Source organism: Pseudomonas sp. W15Feb9B, from assembly GCF_000828175.1.
GTDB classification, from domain to species: Bacteria; Pseudomonadota; Gammaproteobacteria; order Pseudomonadales; family Pseudomonadaceae; genus Aquipseudomonas; species Aquipseudomonas parakoreensis.
Genome location: NZ_JTKF01000001.1, coordinates 205,152 through 219,449, shown reverse-complemented (window position 1 = coordinate 219,449; position 14,298 = coordinate 205,152). Strand labels below are relative to the sequence as shown.

Sequence of the window (14,298 nt, the reverse complement as noted above, 5' to 3'; positions counted from 1 at the left end):
CAGCGGGAGCAAGCTCCCTCGCCACAGGTTATGTGTCGACTCAGAATCGAGTCTGCACCGCCAATTCAAAGGTGCGCGGCGTACCCAGATAGTAAGCCGGTGATACATGCGCAAACTCGGCGTACACCTCGTTGGTCAGGTTGCGCACCCGACCGGTAACGGTGGTGTGCGAGTCGACCTTGTAGCTGAGGAAGCCGCCGAACAGTGTGTACGACGGCACGGTCATGGTGTTCGCCGTGTCCGCATACACTGACGCCACATACCGCGCATCGACCCCTCCTTGCCATTGCGGCGAAAAATCATAAGTCAGCCACAGATTGCCGACCCGGTCCGGGACGTTGGTCGGTGTGTTGCCCTTGCGCGACACCACCACGCCGGCGGCATTCTTTTCCGTGAAGTCGTCGTACTGCGCATCGACCCAGGCGAAGTTGCCTTCGGCCAACAGCTTGTCGGTGATCCGCAGGGAGCTGGCGATCTCGATGCCCTTCGAGGTTTGCTGACCGACCGGGATGCTGCTGGTCGGGTCCAGCGGGTCAGTCACGGCGAAGTCCTTGCGCTCGATGGTGTAGGCGGCAACTGTCGCCGAGCCACGGCCATTGAGGTAGTCGAACTTGCTGCCGATTTCCCACTGTTTACCGGTTGAAACATCGAAGTCCTGCGTGCCGTTCGGTTGTTCGGCGGCGGTGCTGTATTGCACGTAGACGTTGGCCGACGGGATGAACTGGTAGGTCAGGCCGACGCGCCCGGTGACCGGCTCCCAGCTGCGTTTGAGGTGCTTGGGGTTGGTGGCCGTCACCGTGCGATGGTTGGTCACGTCGAGGTCGATGTCGTCGTAGCGCAGGCCGGTGAGCAGCGCCAGTTTGTCGGTCAGGGCCAGACGGTTTTCCGCGAATAGCGCTTTGGTCGTGACTTCGTTGGTCTTGTCGCTGATCAGCGCCGGGTTGGTGCCGGGAATATCGTAGAAATGCCCCGGGCGGTAGTTGTTCGGATCGACGGTGCTCGCGCCTTTGATATTCAGCGGCGAGTTGGTGGTCTGGTTGACCTTGTACTCGAAACCACCGGACCACGTCGTGTCGAGACCGAAAAACCTGTTGTCGTGGCGCAGTTCGAACTGGTTGCCGTTCTGCTCACCCTGATGCCGCACTTGATACGCGGTGGAGCGGTTCACCGCCGTGTTGTCAGCGTTGTACTGATAGGTCTCGAGGTTGCGGTAGTCGCGCTGGCTGTCGAGGTGATACAGCGTGTTGCGCAGGGTGGTGCTGTCGTTGATCCGGTAATCGATGATCGAGCGCACCCAGATCGTGCGCTGTTCGTAGCGCCCGTCCTCGACGTTGTAGTTGTTGAAGCGGTTGTGTTTGTCGATCTTCAATTCGCCAGCCTTGGGGTTGAGCACCGGCGTGCCCCAGTACGGGCTGTCTTCGTGTTCGTCTTGATATTCCAGGGCCAGCGTGTGCGACAGGTCCGGCGTAAGGTCGCTGAGCAACGAAAACGCCACGCTCCAGGCATCGCGTTCCTGGCGGTCAATGTAGCCGTTGCTGGTGTTGTGGCTGACATCGAGGCGCGCGTAGTGCTGCACGTCGGCGTTCGGTTCGGTCAGCGCATGGTTGAGGCCGAACGCGGTTTCGGTGGTGTCGTAGCTGCCGTAGCTGACACGCCCTTCAGCGGCTTGTTCTTCGCGGGTTGCCAGTTTGGTGACGTAGTTCAGCGAACCGCCGACCGAGCCTGCGCCGTTGATCAGCGATGAAGGACCGCCCACCAGTTCGACTCGGTCATAGATCCATGAATCCACCGGTCGGGCGAGACCGCCGGAGACGTTGATGCCATTGAACATCTGGGTGATCTGGCTGCTGGTGAAACCACGGTAGGAGACGAATCCGCCAAAGCCAGGCGGCGCGCTGGCATTGACTCCGGGCAGGGTGTTGGCGGCGTCCTGGAAGTTCTGTGCGCCGTGGCGCTCGATGTCGTTGCGGTTGGCGACGGCCACTGACGCAGGTGTGTCGCGCACGCTCAAGCCGAGACGCGAAGCCATGCCGCTGGATTGATCGAGGCTCAGGCCCGGTTCGCTGGTGGATTCGCCGTCGATGGTGATCGGCGCCAGATCCACGGTGGGTTGCGCCCAGGCGTTAAGGGACAGGCAGCCGCACAGGCTGGCCAGTAGAGGAATATGTTTCATCGTTGAATCCTGAATGCTTGTCTAGGAGTCAGCGCACAGGCAAACGCCGCGCGTTGGCGCAGTGAGCTGAAAAATCAAAAAGGCAAGGACACTCAGGCGAGCGGTGGGGCGCGAGGGTTGGCCGAAGGCCAGGTGAAGCGGGCAGGGAGGTCGGCGCTGACGATGGGCGCCAGCGGCGGGCTGTGGTGCTCGGGCAGCACCGCGAGGGTCAGGCTGGAGTTGAACGCCGGGCCCATGCCGCCGCCGACCGAGCACAGCGGGCAGCCGAACGCCTTCGACAGGGTCGGCAGTTGTTCTTCGCTGGGATTACTGGTCAGCGGCGCTTGCGAGGCCGGGTCGACCGTACAGAACTGCCCGCCGATGCCGTTGAGCTGCATCCCGACCATTTGTCCGTGACCGATGCTGCAGGCGAACACGTTGAACAGGACGCAGCAATAGAGCATCCAGGCCAGCAGTGAGCGATCGGAACGGGTGAATTTCATGGGGCGGCACTTTACCGTACCGCCGATCGGTCGTGCACTTCAAAAAATGCCGACTAGGATGTTTTGTTCAAATCCCCAGAAAGGATTCTCGACCATGACCTTTGTGTTGGCTCAATGGCTGGTGACGATATTTGCGGCAATAGCCCTGGTACACGTGTACTGGGCGCTGGGTGGGCAGTGGGCGGCGGTGGCGGCGGTACCGCAAGTGCCGGTGCGAGGGCTGGTGGCGACGGTGCGACCGGCATTCAAACCGTCTGGCTGGATCACGCTGTTGGTGGCGGCAGCGTTATTGGTGATCGCCGCGCTGGTGTGCATGCGGGTCGGCTGGGGCATGCCGCCGGTGCATCACAAGGCGCTGCAGTGGGTGATCAGTGCGATTGCGTTACTGATGTTTGCCCGGGCGATCGGCGATTCGAATCTGGTGGGGTTTTTCAAGGAAGTGAAGGGGTCGCGATTTGCGCGGCTGGATACCTGGGTGTATTCACCGCTGTGCCTGTTGTTGGGGGCGGGGTTGCTGGCGGTGGCTTGGGTCTGACCCGGTTCATGTGTTGGCAGTACCGGCCTCTTCGCGGGCAAGGCCGCTCCCACAGTGATTGTGGGTGTTCACAAGTAATGGACTCCATCCAAAACCCTGTGGGAGCGGGCTTGCCCGCGAAGAGGCCTGCCCAGACACCGCCGAATTAACTACCACTCTCGGTGCTGCGGCTGCTCACCTCAGCCGGCACATCATCCCCGGCCATGCGCTTGCGGAACAACGCCGCCCGCGCCAGCAGCAACGTGGTCACCGGCACAGTAATCGCCAGCAGAATCGGAATCAGCCAGGCATGCATCACCGGCCCGGACTTGAGTGCCGAAAAGCAGATGATCGACGCCAGCGCCACGCACCATGCGCCCAGCGTAGAGGCCAGCGCCGGTGGATGCATGCGCTGGAAGTAATCCTTCATACGCAGTAAGCCGGCCGCGCCAAGCAGCGCAAACACTCCGCTGAGCACCAGTAGAATGGCCACCGGAATCTCGACCCACAACGACAATTGCGCAGTCATTCGATCACCTCGCCACGCAGCAGGAATTTCGCCAGGGCAAACGAACCGACGAAGCCGAACAGCGCGATCAGCAGCGCTGCCTCGAAATAAGTGTCACTGGAATAACGAATGCCCAGCGTCAGCATCATCAGCATGGCGACGATGTACAGATAGTCCAGCGCAAGTACCCGATCCTGCGCCGACGGCCCCTTGAACAGGCGAATCAGGGTCAGGACCATCGCCAGCGAGAACAGGAACAGCGTCAGCAGAATCGCGTTCGACAGCAACGGGCTCATTCGAAAATCTCCATCAACGGCTGCTCGTAGGCAGTCTTGAAGTGGTGGATGAAGTGCGCCTCGTCATCCAGATCCCAGACGTGCAGCAGCAGAATGCTGCGATCCAGCGCCAGCTCCGACCACACGGTGCCCGGCACCACGGTGCAGATCATCGCCAGCGCGGCCAGACCATTGGCGTCGCGCAGGTCCAGCGGCACTTTGACGAAGCGCGAGCGTGGCGGTCGGCGACCGGCGTTGAGCACGCCCCAGGCGACGATCAGGTTGGAGAGGATCACGTCACGGCCGACCATCAGGAACAGGCGCAAAATTGTCAGCGGGTGGCGAATGCGCACCTGTTTCGGGCGCAGCTTGCGCATCATCAACGGTGCGGCGAACCCGAGTATTGCGCCGAGCAGCAGGTTGCCCGGGCTGACGGAGAGGTTGAGTGTCAGCCACAAAACCCATAATGCCAGTGACAGCAGCGGAGCCGGGAACACGCGCTTCATGGCTGCACCTCCAGCATCGCGGCTTTGGCTTCCGGGCTTGGCACGGCGCGGGTACCGAGCACGGCCATCACGTATTGCTGCGGGTTGTTCAGCGCGTCGGCGGTGGCCTGGGTATAGCGCAGCAGCGGTTCGGCCTTGAAGGTCAGCGCGATGCTCAGCCCCAGCAACAGGAAAACCGGCACACATTCGAGTTTGCGCAGCAGCGGTGAAGGGCGCTCTTCCGGCGTCCAGAAACGCTGGACACCCATGCGCGCGAACGCCATCAGAGAGGCCAGCCCGGAGAGGATCAGCAGCGCCAGCAACGCCCAGGACGCATTGGAAATCGGCGCTTCATCGCCCAGCCCCAGTGGATTGAGCAGCGCACCGATCAGACTGAGTTTGCCGATGAACCCGGACAGCGGCGGCATGCCGATGATCAGCAGTGCGCAGGCAATGAAGCTCAGGCCGAGAAACGCCATGGTCCACGGAATGACCTGGCCGACCACGGCTTTCTGCTCGTCGTCGAGGTTGATGCCCTTGGGCGGTTGCAGGGATTCCTGCGGACGCGGCAGCAGTTCACTTTCATCCTCCAGCGGGATTTCGTTGGCCGAACGCGAACGCTCGATCAACTCGGCCAGCAGGAACAGCGCACTCAGGGCCAGCGTCGAGCTGACCAGATAGAACAGCGCCGCGCCGATCAGGTTCGGCTGGGCGAAACCCACCGCCGACAGCAGAATCCCCGCCGACACCAGAATGCTCAGGCTGGCCATGCGCTCCAGGCGTTGCGCAGCCAGAATCGCCAGCGCGGCGCAGGCGATGGTCGCCATGCCACCGTAGATCAGCCAGTCACCACCGAAGAACGCCGATGCCCCGGCCTGGCCGGAGAACAGCAGCGTCCACAGGCGCAGCAGGGTGTAGACGCCGACCTTGGTCATGATCGCGAACATCGCCGCGACCGGTGCGCTGGCCGACGAGTAGGCCGGCACCAGCCAGAAGTTCAGCGGCCACATGCCGGCCTTGGCCAGAAACGCCACCGCAAGAATCCCCGCGCCAGCATGCAGCAAGCCACGGTCGGCTTCCGGCACCAGCGGGATCTTCAGCGCCAGATCGGCCATGTTCAGGGTGCCGGTGACGCCGTAGATCAGCGCCGCGCCGATCAGAAACAGCGACGAGGCCAGGAGGTTGATCGAGATGTAATGCAGGCCCGACGACACCCGCGCCCGCCCCGAGCCGTGCAGCAACAGGCCATAAGAGGCCGCGAGCAGCACTTCGAAGAACACGAACAGGTTGAACAGGTCGGCGGTGAGGAACGCGCCGTACAGGCCCATCAGCTGAATCTGGAACAACGCGTGGAAGCTCGAGCCCGCGCCATCCCAGCGCGCCATGGCGAACAGCAGGGCGCTGACGCCGATGATCCCGGTCAGCACCAGCATCAATGCCGACAGGCGATCGACCACCAGCACGATGCCGAACGGCGCCTGCCAGTTGCCCGGCAGGTACACGCCGATGGAGCCGGGCACGCCGGTGGTTTGCGTCCATTGCAGCAGCATCACCGAAATGAACAGGCCGACGAGGCTGGAGAACAGGTTGATTTTCGCCTTCAGCGGCCGGTGTTTCTCGCCCAGCATCAACATCACGGCGGCGGTCAGCAGCGGCAGCAGGATCGGTGCGGCGATCAGGTGAGTCATCGCCATCATTCCTTGGGCTCCCGGCCGTCGACGTGGTCAGTGCCGGTCAGGCCCCGCGATGCCAGCAGCACCACCAGGAACAGGGCGGTCATGGCAAAGCTGATGACGATTGCGGTCAGCACCAGTGCCTGCGGCAGCGGATCGGTGTAGTGCAGCAGGTCCTGGGTCACGCCGTCCTTGATCACCGGCTCTTTACCGATGAACAGGCTGCCCATGCTGAAGATGAACAGGTTGACCGCGTAGGACAACAGGCACAGGCCCATGACCACCTGGAACGTCCGTGGCCGTAGCACCAGCCACACGCCGGACGCGGCGAGGACGCCGATGGCGATTGCGATGACTTCTTCCATCAGACGGCTCCTTTGCTGGCGACGGACTTGGGCAGCGACGCGGTTTTGTGACCACGCACCGATTGGTGGGCGAGAGCGGTGAGGATCAGCAGCGTCGAGCCCACGACCACGGCGTACACGCCGATGTCAAAGAACAGCGCGCTGGCGATATGGATGTCGCCCAGCAGCGGCAAGGCGAAATGCCAGGTATGGGTGGTCAAGAACGGGTAACCGACCGCCATCGCCCCGAGACCGGTGGCGGTGGCGAACAGCAGGCCGGTGCCCATCCAGCGCAACGGTCGCAGGCTCATTTGCGCCTCGACCCACTGCGTCCCGGCAACCATGTATTGCAGGATGAACGCCACCGACATCACCAGCCCTGCAACGAAACCGCCGCCCGGTTGGTTGTGGCCGCGCATGAACAGATAGCACGACACCACCAGCGCAATCGGCAGCAACAGGCGCACCAGCACCGCCGGCACCATCATGAAGCCGAGCGCGGTATCGCTGGCGCTGCGCGGGTTGACCAGATCGGTGACCACGTCGGGCGCGAGCAGGCGTTGCTGGGCCGGCAGTTGCAGGCTTTCTTTCGGCGGGCGGAAACGCCGGAGCAGGGCGAACACGGTCAGCGCCACGGCCACCAGCACGGTGATTTCACCCAGGGTATCGAAGCCACGGAAGTCCACCAGCATCACGTTGACCACGTTGCTGCCACCGCCCTCGGGCATGGCCCGGCTGAGGTAGAACGAGGAAATGTCGTTGGGCGTCTGCCGCGTCAGCATCGCGTAGGACAGCAACGCCATGCCGGCGCCGACCGCAATCGACAACAGCAAGTCGCGCAGGCGCCGCACCCGGGCCTTGCGCAGGCTCGACGGCAGTGGCGAGACTTCTTCGATGCGTCGCGGCAACCAGCGCAGGCCGAGCAGGATCAGCACCGTGGTCACCACTTCCACCGCCAGTTGTGTCAGGGCCAGATCCGGCGCCGAGAACCAGACGAAGGTCACACAGGTCATCAGCCCGCAGACGCTGACCATGGTCAGGGCGGCGAGACGGTGATACTTGGCTTGCCATGCGGCGCCGAGGGCGCAGGCAATCGCCAGCAGCCACAGAGTCACGAACACGATGGAGCCCGGAATCTTCGGCCGGTCGCCCCAGCTCAGCTGGCTGTGCAGCATCGGGATCAGGCCGGCGAGCACTGCCGCCAATACCATCAGGAACAGTTGCATCTGCAGGCGGCGGGTGCCGAGTCGACGTTCTACCCGGCGGGCCATGCGCATCATCAGCACCAGACTGCGCTCGAACAGCCGCTTGCCGTTGAAGCGACCTACCAGCGGCGGGTATTTGAAGCGGCCACGCTTGAGCTGATTGCGCAGCAACAGATAAACCACGATGCCACCGGACATGGCGATCAGGCTCATGATCATCGGCGCATTCAGACCGTGCCAGATGGCCAGGCTGTACTCGGGCAGCGTGCCGCCCACTACCGGCAGGGCGGCGGCCGCGAGCAGCGGACCGACCACTTGCGCCGGGAAAATCCCGACGATCAGGCAGGTGAACACCAGCAACTCGACCGGCGCACGCATCCAGCGCGGCGGTTCGTGCGGGGTGTGCGGCAGGTCGGTGGCGGTCGGGCCGAAGAACACGTCGACGGTAAAGCGCAGCGAGTAGGCGACGCTGAAGGTGCCGGCGATGGTTGCGACAATCGGCAGTGTCGCTTCAACCCATGCGGTGGCGTTGATGAACACGGTTTCGGCGAAGAACATCTCTTTCGACAGGAAGCCGTTGAGCAGCGGTACGCCGGCCATCGACGCGCTGGCAACCATCGCCAGGGTCGCGGTGAACGGAATCAGTTTGATCAGGCCGCTGAGCTTGCGGATGTCTCGGGTGCCGCTCTCGTGGTCGATGATCCCGGCGGCCATGAACAGCGAGGCCTTGAAGGTCGCGTGGTTGAGAATGTGGAACACCGCCGCGACTGCCGCCAGCGGGCTGTTCAGGCCCAGCAGCAAGGTGATCAGGCCCAGATGGCTGATGGTCGAATAGGCCAGCAGACCCTTGAGGTCGTTCTGGAACATCGCGCAGTAGGCGCCGAGCAACAGCGTACACGCGCCGGCGCCGCTGACGATGTAGAACCATTCTTCACTGCCGGACAGCGACGGCCACAGGCGTGCGAGCAGGAACACCCCGGCCTTGACCATGGTCGCCGAGTGCAGATAAGCCGAAACCGGGGTGGGCGCCGCCATGGCGTGCGGCAGCCAGAAGTGGAAAGGGAACTGAGCGCTTTTGCTGAGGGCGCCGATAAGGATGAGGGGAAGCAGGATGGGGTAGAGGGCATGTGCGCGAATCTGATCGCCGGCGGCCAGGACCTTGTCCAGGTCATAGCTGCCGACGACATGGCCGAGGATCATGACCCCCGCCAGCAGGCATAGTCCCCCGGCGCCGGTGACCATCAGCGCCATATAGGCGCCACGCCGGGCATCGGAGCGGTGGTGCCAGTAGCCGATCAGCAGGAACGAGAAGAGGCTGGTCAGCTCCCAGAAGAACACGATCTGGATCAGGTTGCCGGAGATCACCAGGCCGAGCATGGCGCCCATGAACGCCAGGAAGAAGGCGAAGAAGCGCGGCACCGGGTCATCCGGCGACATGTAATAACGCGCATATAAAGAGACGAGGGCGCCGATGCCCAGCACCAGCAGAGAGAACAGCCAGGCGAAACCGTCCATGCGCAGGACGAAGTTCAAACCGAGGCTGGGCAGCCACATGAATTCTTCGCGGATCACGCCGCCGTGGGCGATTTGCGGGTACAACAGCGCGACCTGCACGGTGCCGATCAGAGCGACCAGACCTGCCAACAGGGATTCGGTATTACGCGCATTGTGTGGCAGCACCGCTGCCAGACAGCTGCCAATGAATGGCAGAAGCAGTAGAACTATCAGGGACATAGGCTTCTAATCTGCGGAAGTTTGTGAAGCATCATACGTGCCAGCTCCCTGATTACCAAACGCCAGGATGTCTCAGAATCCTACAAAGTAGTCTGAAAAATGGGCTTTGGCTGTGTTTCAAGGTCGAAAAAAGATCGCAGCCTGCGGCAGCTCCTACATTGGAATGCATGTCCGTAGGAGCTGCCGCAGGCTGCGATCTTTTGATCTTCGCTTTCAATTACCGCTGTCGTTCTCCAAGGCACCTTCAACTGCTTCGTCAACCTTACCCTTGGTCTTTAACTCGCTGACAATCACCGCCGCGACAATCAACCCTGCACCCACCAAGGCAATCGCCGGCAAGCGCTCCCCGGCGATCCGCCCGACGATCCCGGCCCACACCGGCTCACCGGCATAGATCAACGTTGCCCGGGTCGGCGAAACGCTTTTCTGCGCCCAGTTCATCGCCACCTGAATCGCCGCACTCGCCGCGCCGAGTCCCAGTGCGGTCATCAGCAGCGTCCAGGAAAAATCCGGAAGTGCCTCACCGGTCGGCACCACCAGCAGGAATGACAGCACCGAGGTCGCTGCAAGTTGCACCACGGTCACCCGGCGTACATCGACCTGGCCGGCATAGGTGCTGATCAGAATGATCTCGGCGGCAATCGCGATGGCGCTGATCAGCGTGGCGATTTCGCCGGGGCTGAAATTCAGCGCAGCCCCGGACGGCCCGGACAACAGCATCAACCCGGTAAACGCCAGCATGATGCCAATGCTCGGCATCAGCCCCGGCCGACGGCCCAGCACCAGCCATTGCAGCAACGGCACGAAGGGCACGTACAACGCGGTGATGAATGCCGACTGGCTGCTCGGGATCGTTTGCAGGCCAACGGTTTGCAGGCCGTAACCGAGCATGATCGCCACGCCGATGAAGGTGCCGGCTTTGAGTTCGAACAGGGTCAGGTTGCGCAAGTGGCGCCAGGAAAACAGCGCGACAATGGCGGCCGCAGCGGCAAAGCGCAGGCCGACGAAGAACATCGGGCCGCTGACGGTCATGGCGTGTTGCACCAGCAGGAACGTACCGCCCCAGACCATGGTGATCAGCACCAGCACGCACTCGGCCTTGCTGAAGCGGGAGAAGCGAAGAGGGGTGGGGGAGCTGTTCACTGACGTCATGACCTTGCGCACTATAAAAGGCAGGACGCACAATGCGCCCAACGTTGCGCAGTATACTGCCCAACCCCACCGAGTGAGCAATATAGTGCACAAAGATTCCAGCCAACGGGCGTCCGTCCTGCAACACGTCAGCCACAATGTTCGGCGCCTGCGCCACGCTGCTGACATGAGCCAGACCGCGCTGGCCGAAAAGTCCGGCGTCAGTCGGCGCATGCTGGTGGCGATCGAGGCCGGGGAAAAGAATGTCAGCCTGACCACCCTCGACCGCGTCGCCGAAGCGCTCGATGTAGCCTTCAGCGACCTGATCCAGGCCCCCGACGCGCGCGATACCAGTCGCATCAACGAAGTGGCGTGGGCCGGGGTGATTCCCGGGAGCAAAGCGGTGCTGCTGTCCAAGGCCACCGCCACCCGTGAAGTCGAACAGTGGGAATGGTGCCTGCAACCGGGCGAGGTCTACCCGTCGCAACCTGACGCCGATGGCTGGAGTGAACAGATCTATGTGTTCGAAGGTTGCCTGACGTTAACGGTGGGTGAAGTGACCAATACCATTGCGACTGGCGAGTTTTTCATGTTCGCCAGCAACCAGCCGCACGGCTATCGCAACGACGGATCCGTCGCGGTGCGCTTTGTGCGCAATGTGGTGATTTGAATGAATCAGCGTGCAGACATCCTGATCATCGGCGGTGGCCTCAGCGGCACGATGTTGGCCGTGCAATTGCTGCGACTGCCCGGCCAGCGGCGGATCCTGATCATCGAACCGCGCGCCGAACTCGGCCGTGGCGAAGCCTACAGCGCCGTCGAACTGGGCCACACGCTCAACGGCAATGCGGCGCGCATGAGTGTCGACCCGGACAACCCTGATGACTTGACCCAATGGCTGACTGCGCACATTGCCGCTGGCGGCTGGCCGGAGTCTGCCGAGCAGAACGTACCGATCAGTGAACTGTTCCCGCCGCGCGGGCTGTTTGGCGTGTATGTGCAGCAGCGCCTGGCCGAGGCGCGAGTCGTTGGTGCGCGACACGGTTCGACCGTCGAGCACGTTCGCGCCGAAGTCGTCGATCTGCAAACCGATGCTGATTCGGTGCAACTGACCTTGAACGATGGGCAGCACCTGAACGGCGCCTGTGCCGTGCTCGCCACGGGCATGTTCCCCGCCGCGCGTACGCCGCAGAAGGATTCCAGCGGCCTGAATGCCGCTGCGCTTGATCCGTGGGACGTCGCGGCCATGCGCCAGCTCGATCCGCAGTCAACCGTGCTGATCATCGGCTCCGGGCTGACCATGGTCGATGCCGTGGTTTCGCTGGAGCAGGCCGGGCATCGCGGGCCGATCGACGTGTTTTCCCGCCATGGACTATTGCCCCATGTACGTCGACAACCGCCGGCGTGGGTGGATTTCCTTGCGCAAGATCCGGGCATTCGCACGCCGCGACAGTTGCTGCACGAACTGCGCAGGCATTGCCGTGACGCCATTGCCCAAGGCATCGACTGGCAGGCGCCGCTGGACACCGTGCGAGCGAATATCGGCCGGCTGTGGAGTCAGGCGACTGACGTGCAGCGAAGACAATTCGTACGCCATGTGCGGCCATGGTGGGAGAGTCATCATCACCGTTCGCCACCGTTGAGTGCGGCGTTGGTTGAGCGCTTGCACAACGAGGGACGGTTGCGGATTCAGGCAGCGTCGTTCAAGGGGCTTGAGCCGAGTACGCAGAATGGTGTCAGCATTCGCGTTCGGCCACGCGGTGAGTCTGAGACTCGCGTGGTACACGGGGCAGCGCTGATCAATTCCAGTGGCATCGAGTATGACTGGCGGCGCGTGGCGCGACCGTTGCCGCAGCAGTTGCTGGCGCGTGGGCTGGTGCGTCCGGGGCCGTTGGCGTTGGGGATTACCGCAGCGGTGGACGGCGCGGTGCTGGACGCTGAAGGGCAAGTCGCCAGCCGTTTGTTCGCCATGGGCCCACCTCTACGCGGAATGTGGTGGGAAAGTACGGCAGTGACGGATGTGGCGTTGCAGGCCAAGGCATTGGCGGCGCGATTGGCGGGATAAGGTGATGCTGGTCTTTCGCGAGCAAGCTCGCTCCCACAGGATCTGTTGCGTGGCGCACAGGTTATTTACAAGCAGAGTCACTTGTGGGAGCGAGCTTGCTCGCGAAGAGGCCGTGCCAGTCAACATCAATGTTGCCTGACACACCGCTTTCGCGGGCAAGCCCGCTCACACATTGGGCGGCCGGAAGAGTTACGCCACCACGCGATAGCACGGCACATACGCCGCGCCGCCCGGCAGTTTCATCCGGTGCTGGGCGACGAAGGCTTTGAGCAGCGCATCGAGCGGTTGCATGATCGCTGCGTCACCACGGATCTGGTACGGCCCGTGTTCCTCGATCAAGCGGATGCCCTTGTCCTTGACGTTGCCGGCGACGATCCCGGAGAACGCGCGGCGCAGGTTGGCGGCCAGTTCGTGGGGCGGCTGGTCCCGGTGCAGCTTGAGGTTGGCCATGTTCTCGTGGGTCGGATCGAACGGACGCTGGAAGCTTTCGTCGATCTTCAGCAGCCAGTTGAAGTGGAACGCGTCGTTGCGCTCGCGGCGGAACTGCTTCACCGCTTTGAGGCCGGCAGTCATCTGCCGCGCGACTTCGGCCGGGTCGTCGATGATGATCTCGTAGTGCTGCTTCGCCGCATCGCCGAGGGTGGCGGTGACGAACGCATCGAGTTGCTCCAGATACGGCGCGGCATGTTTCGGCCCGGTCAGAATCACCGGGAACGGCAGGCCCTGATTGTCCGGATGCATCAGGATACCCAGCAGGTACAGGAACTCTTCGGCGGTGCCGGCGCCGCCCGGGAAGATGATGATGCCGTGGCCGACACGCACGAACGCTTCCAGACGTTTTTCGATGTCCGGCAGGATCACCAGCTCATTGACGATCGGGTTCGGCGCTTCAGCGGCGATGATCCCCGGTTCGGTCAGGCCGAGGTAGCGCCCACCGTGAATGCGCTGCTTGGCGTGGGCGATGGTCGCGCCCTTCATCGGGCCTTTCATTACACCGGGGCCGCAACCGGTGCAGATGTCGAGGCTGCGCAGGCCCAGTTCGTGGCCGACTTTCTTGGTGTATTTGTATTCTTCGGTGTTGATCGAGTGACCGCCCCAGCACACGACGATTTTCGGCTCGACACCCGGGCGCAAGGTGCGCGCGTTGCGCAGCAGATGGAACACGTAGTCGCTGATGCCTTGCGAGGTGCTGAGGTCGATGCGTTGGCTGTCGAGTTCGTTTTCGGTGTAGACGATGTCACGCAGGGCGCTGAACAGCATCTCGCGGGTGCTGGCAATCATTTCGCCGTCGACGAACGCGTCTGCCGGGGCGTTCAGCAGTTCGAGGCGCACGCCGCGATCCTGCTGGTGAATGCGGATTTCGAAGTCCTTGTAGGCTTCGAGGATAGTCTTGGCGTTGTCGACATGCGCGCCGGTGTTGAGGATGGCCAGGGCGCACTGGCGGAAGAGGGTGTAGGTGCTGCCGGATCCGGCTTCGCTCAGTTGCTGCACTTCACGTTGAGAAAGGGTTTCCAGGCTGCCTTTCGGGCTGACCGAGGCGTTGATTACGTGTCGTTGGGTCATGCAATGATCCTTAAAACGATGTCATTCCAATGGCAGGCAAATGGCATCCGAATAGTGTGTATCCATGAATGAAGATGGCACGATCTGCGCTGTACCGCCATGTCCCCGTTGGACGCTGAAAAGATGAAAAGGGCCCCCAGCATAGC

The 14,298-nt window shown here is 62.6% G+C and carries 13 protein-coding genes; 3 read left to right on the top strand and 10 right to left on the bottom strand.

What is annotated here, in order from left to right:
* Nucleotides 1-40: 40 nt before the first annotated feature.
* A complete protein-coding gene (locus OC71_RS00960) occupies nucleotides 41-2,173 on the bottom strand; it encodes a TonB-dependent siderophore receptor (protein ID WP_041062888.1) in 2,133 nt (710 codons plus the stop codon).
* 92 nt (nucleotides 2,174-2,265) lie between these two features.
* Nucleotides 2,266-2,655, bottom strand: coding sequence for a DUF2946 domain-containing protein (locus tag OC71_RS00955; protein WP_041062885.1), 390 nt, complete (start codon nucleotides 2,653-2,655; stop codon nucleotides 2,266-2,268).
* Between the two features lie 94 nt (nucleotides 2,656-2,749).
* On the opposite strand from OC71_RS00955, the gene OC71_RS00950 reads away from it, so the two are divergent.
* Nucleotides 2,750-3,190 carry a DUF3995 domain-containing protein gene (locus OC71_RS00950; protein ID WP_041062882.1) on the top strand — a complete coding sequence of 147 codons (441 nt, stop codon included), beginning with the start codon at nucleotides 2,750-2,752 and terminating at the stop codon, nucleotides 3,188-3,190.
* A 145-nt stretch (nucleotides 3,191-3,335) separates the two neighbouring features.
* Here the strand turns inward: OC71_RS00950 and OC71_RS00945 are convergent, their stop codons facing one another.
* The 7 genes from OC71_RS00945 to OC71_RS00915 form a co-directional block, all read right to left on the bottom strand.
* Nucleotides 3,336-3,698, bottom strand: coding sequence for a Na+/H+ antiporter subunit G (locus OC71_RS00945; protein WP_041062879.1), 363 nt, complete (start codon nucleotides 3,696-3,698; stop codon nucleotides 3,336-3,338).
* The gene (locus OC71_RS00940; RefSeq protein ID WP_003225959.1) at nucleotides 3,695-3,973 is read right to left on the bottom strand and encodes a K+/H+ antiporter subunit F; all 279 of its coding nucleotides are present in this window, start codon (nucleotides 3,971-3,973) and stop codon (nucleotides 3,695-3,697) included. The genes OC71_RS00945 and OC71_RS00940 overlap by 4 nt, the downstream gene beginning before the upstream one ends.
* Complete coding sequence (locus OC71_RS00935) at nucleotides 3,970-4,458, bottom strand: Na+/H+ antiporter subunit E (RefSeq protein ID WP_041062876.1); 489 nt, start codon at nucleotides 4,456-4,458, stop codon at nucleotides 3,970-3,972. Before OC71_RS00935 ends, OC71_RS00940 begins: the two co-directional genes overlap by 4 nt.
* Complete coding sequence (locus OC71_RS00930; RefSeq protein WP_041062873.1) at nucleotides 4,455-6,134, bottom strand: monovalent cation/H+ antiporter subunit D; 1,680 nt, start codon at nucleotides 6,132-6,134, stop codon at nucleotides 4,455-4,457. Before OC71_RS00930 ends, OC71_RS00935 begins: the two co-directional genes overlap by 4 nt.
* Nucleotides 6,131-6,475, bottom strand: a complete 345-nt coding sequence (locus OC71_RS00925) for a Na+/H+ antiporter subunit C (protein ID WP_003225953.1) — start codon at nucleotides 6,473-6,475, stop codon at nucleotides 6,131-6,133. Before OC71_RS00925 ends, OC71_RS00930 begins: the two co-directional genes overlap by 4 nt.
* The gene (locus OC71_RS00920; RefSeq protein WP_041062868.1) at nucleotides 6,475-9,393 is read right to left on the bottom strand and encodes a monovalent cation/H+ antiporter subunit A; all 2,919 of its coding nucleotides are present in this window, start codon (nucleotides 9,391-9,393) and stop codon (nucleotides 6,475-6,477) included. Before OC71_RS00920 ends, OC71_RS00925 begins: the two co-directional genes overlap by 1 nt.
* Before the next feature lie 213 nt (nucleotides 9,394-9,606).
* The gene (locus OC71_RS00915) at nucleotides 9,607-10,545 is read right to left on the bottom strand and encodes a DMT family transporter (RefSeq protein ID WP_041062865.1); all 939 of its coding nucleotides are present in this window, start codon (nucleotides 10,543-10,545) and stop codon (nucleotides 9,607-9,609) included.
* Between the two features lie 85 nt (nucleotides 10,546-10,630).
* On the opposite strand from OC71_RS00915, the gene OC71_RS00910 reads away from it, so the two are divergent.
* Together OC71_RS00910 and OC71_RS00905 are read left to right on the top strand one after the other, a co-directional pair.
* Entirely contained in the window at nucleotides 10,631-11,194 is a 564-nt protein-coding gene (locus tag OC71_RS00910) for a helix-turn-helix domain-containing protein (protein WP_041062862.1), read from the top strand.
* The gene (locus OC71_RS00905; protein WP_041062859.1) at nucleotides 11,195-12,589 is read left to right on the top strand and encodes an FAD/NAD(P)-binding protein; all 1,395 of its coding nucleotides are present in this window, start codon (nucleotides 11,195-11,197) and stop codon (nucleotides 12,587-12,589) included.
* Between the two features lie 189 nt (nucleotides 12,590-12,778).
* Here the strand turns inward: OC71_RS00905 and ppnN are convergent, their stop codons facing one another.
* Nucleotides 12,779-14,152, bottom strand: a complete 1,374-nt coding sequence (ppnN, locus tag OC71_RS00900) for a nucleotide 5'-monophosphate nucleosidase PpnN (RefSeq protein ID WP_041062856.1) — start codon at nucleotides 14,150-14,152, stop codon at nucleotides 12,779-12,781.
* Nucleotides 14,153-14,298 lie beyond the last annotated feature (146 nt).

Excerpts from the sequence above, each read along its gene's own strand:
- OC71_RS00930 (WP_041062873.1), bottom strand. The coding sequence starts at position 6,134 with ATGATGGCGATGACTCACCTGATCGCCGCACCGATCCTGCTGCCGCTG.
- OC71_RS00935 (WP_041062876.1), bottom strand. The coding sequence starts at position 4,458 with ATGAAGCGCGTGTTCCCGGCTCCGCTGCTGTCACTGGCATTATGGGTT.
- OC71_RS00925 (WP_003225953.1), bottom strand. The coding sequence starts at position 6,475 with ATGGAAGAAGTCATCGCAATCGCCATCGGCGTCCTCGCCGCGTCCGGC.
- OC71_RS00915 (WP_041062865.1), bottom strand. The coding sequence starts at position 10,545 with ATGACGTCAGTGAACAGCTCCCCCACCCCTCTTCGCTTCTCCCGCTTC.
- OC71_RS00920 (WP_041062868.1), bottom strand. The coding sequence starts at position 9,393 with ATGTCCCTGATAGTTCTACTGCTTCTGCCATTCATTGGCAGCTGTCTG.
- ppnN (WP_041062856.1), bottom strand. The coding sequence starts at position 14,152 with ATGACCCAACGACACGTAATCAACGCCTCGGTCAGCCCGAAAGGCAGC.
- OC71_RS00905 (WP_041062859.1), top strand. The coding sequence starts at position 11,195 with ATGAATCAGCGTGCAGACATCCTGATCATCGGCGGTGGCCTCAGCGGC.
- OC71_RS00945 (WP_041062879.1), bottom strand. The coding sequence starts at position 3,698 with ATGACTGCGCAATTGTCGTTGTGGGTCGAGATTCCGGTGGCCATTCTA.
- OC71_RS00955 (WP_041062885.1), bottom strand. The coding sequence starts at position 2,655 with ATGAAATTCACCCGTTCCGATCGCTCACTGCTGGCCTGGATGCTCTAT.
- OC71_RS00960 (WP_041062888.1), bottom strand. The coding sequence starts at position 2,173 with ATGAAACATATTCCTCTACTGGCCAGCCTGTGCGGCTGCCTGTCCCTT.
- OC71_RS00940 (WP_003225959.1), bottom strand. The coding sequence starts at position 3,973 with ATGAGCCCGTTGCTGTCGAACGCGATTCTGCTGACGCTGTTCCTGTTC.
- OC71_RS00950 (WP_041062882.1), top strand. The coding sequence starts at position 2,750 with ATGACCTTTGTGTTGGCTCAATGGCTGGTGACGATATTTGCGGCAATA.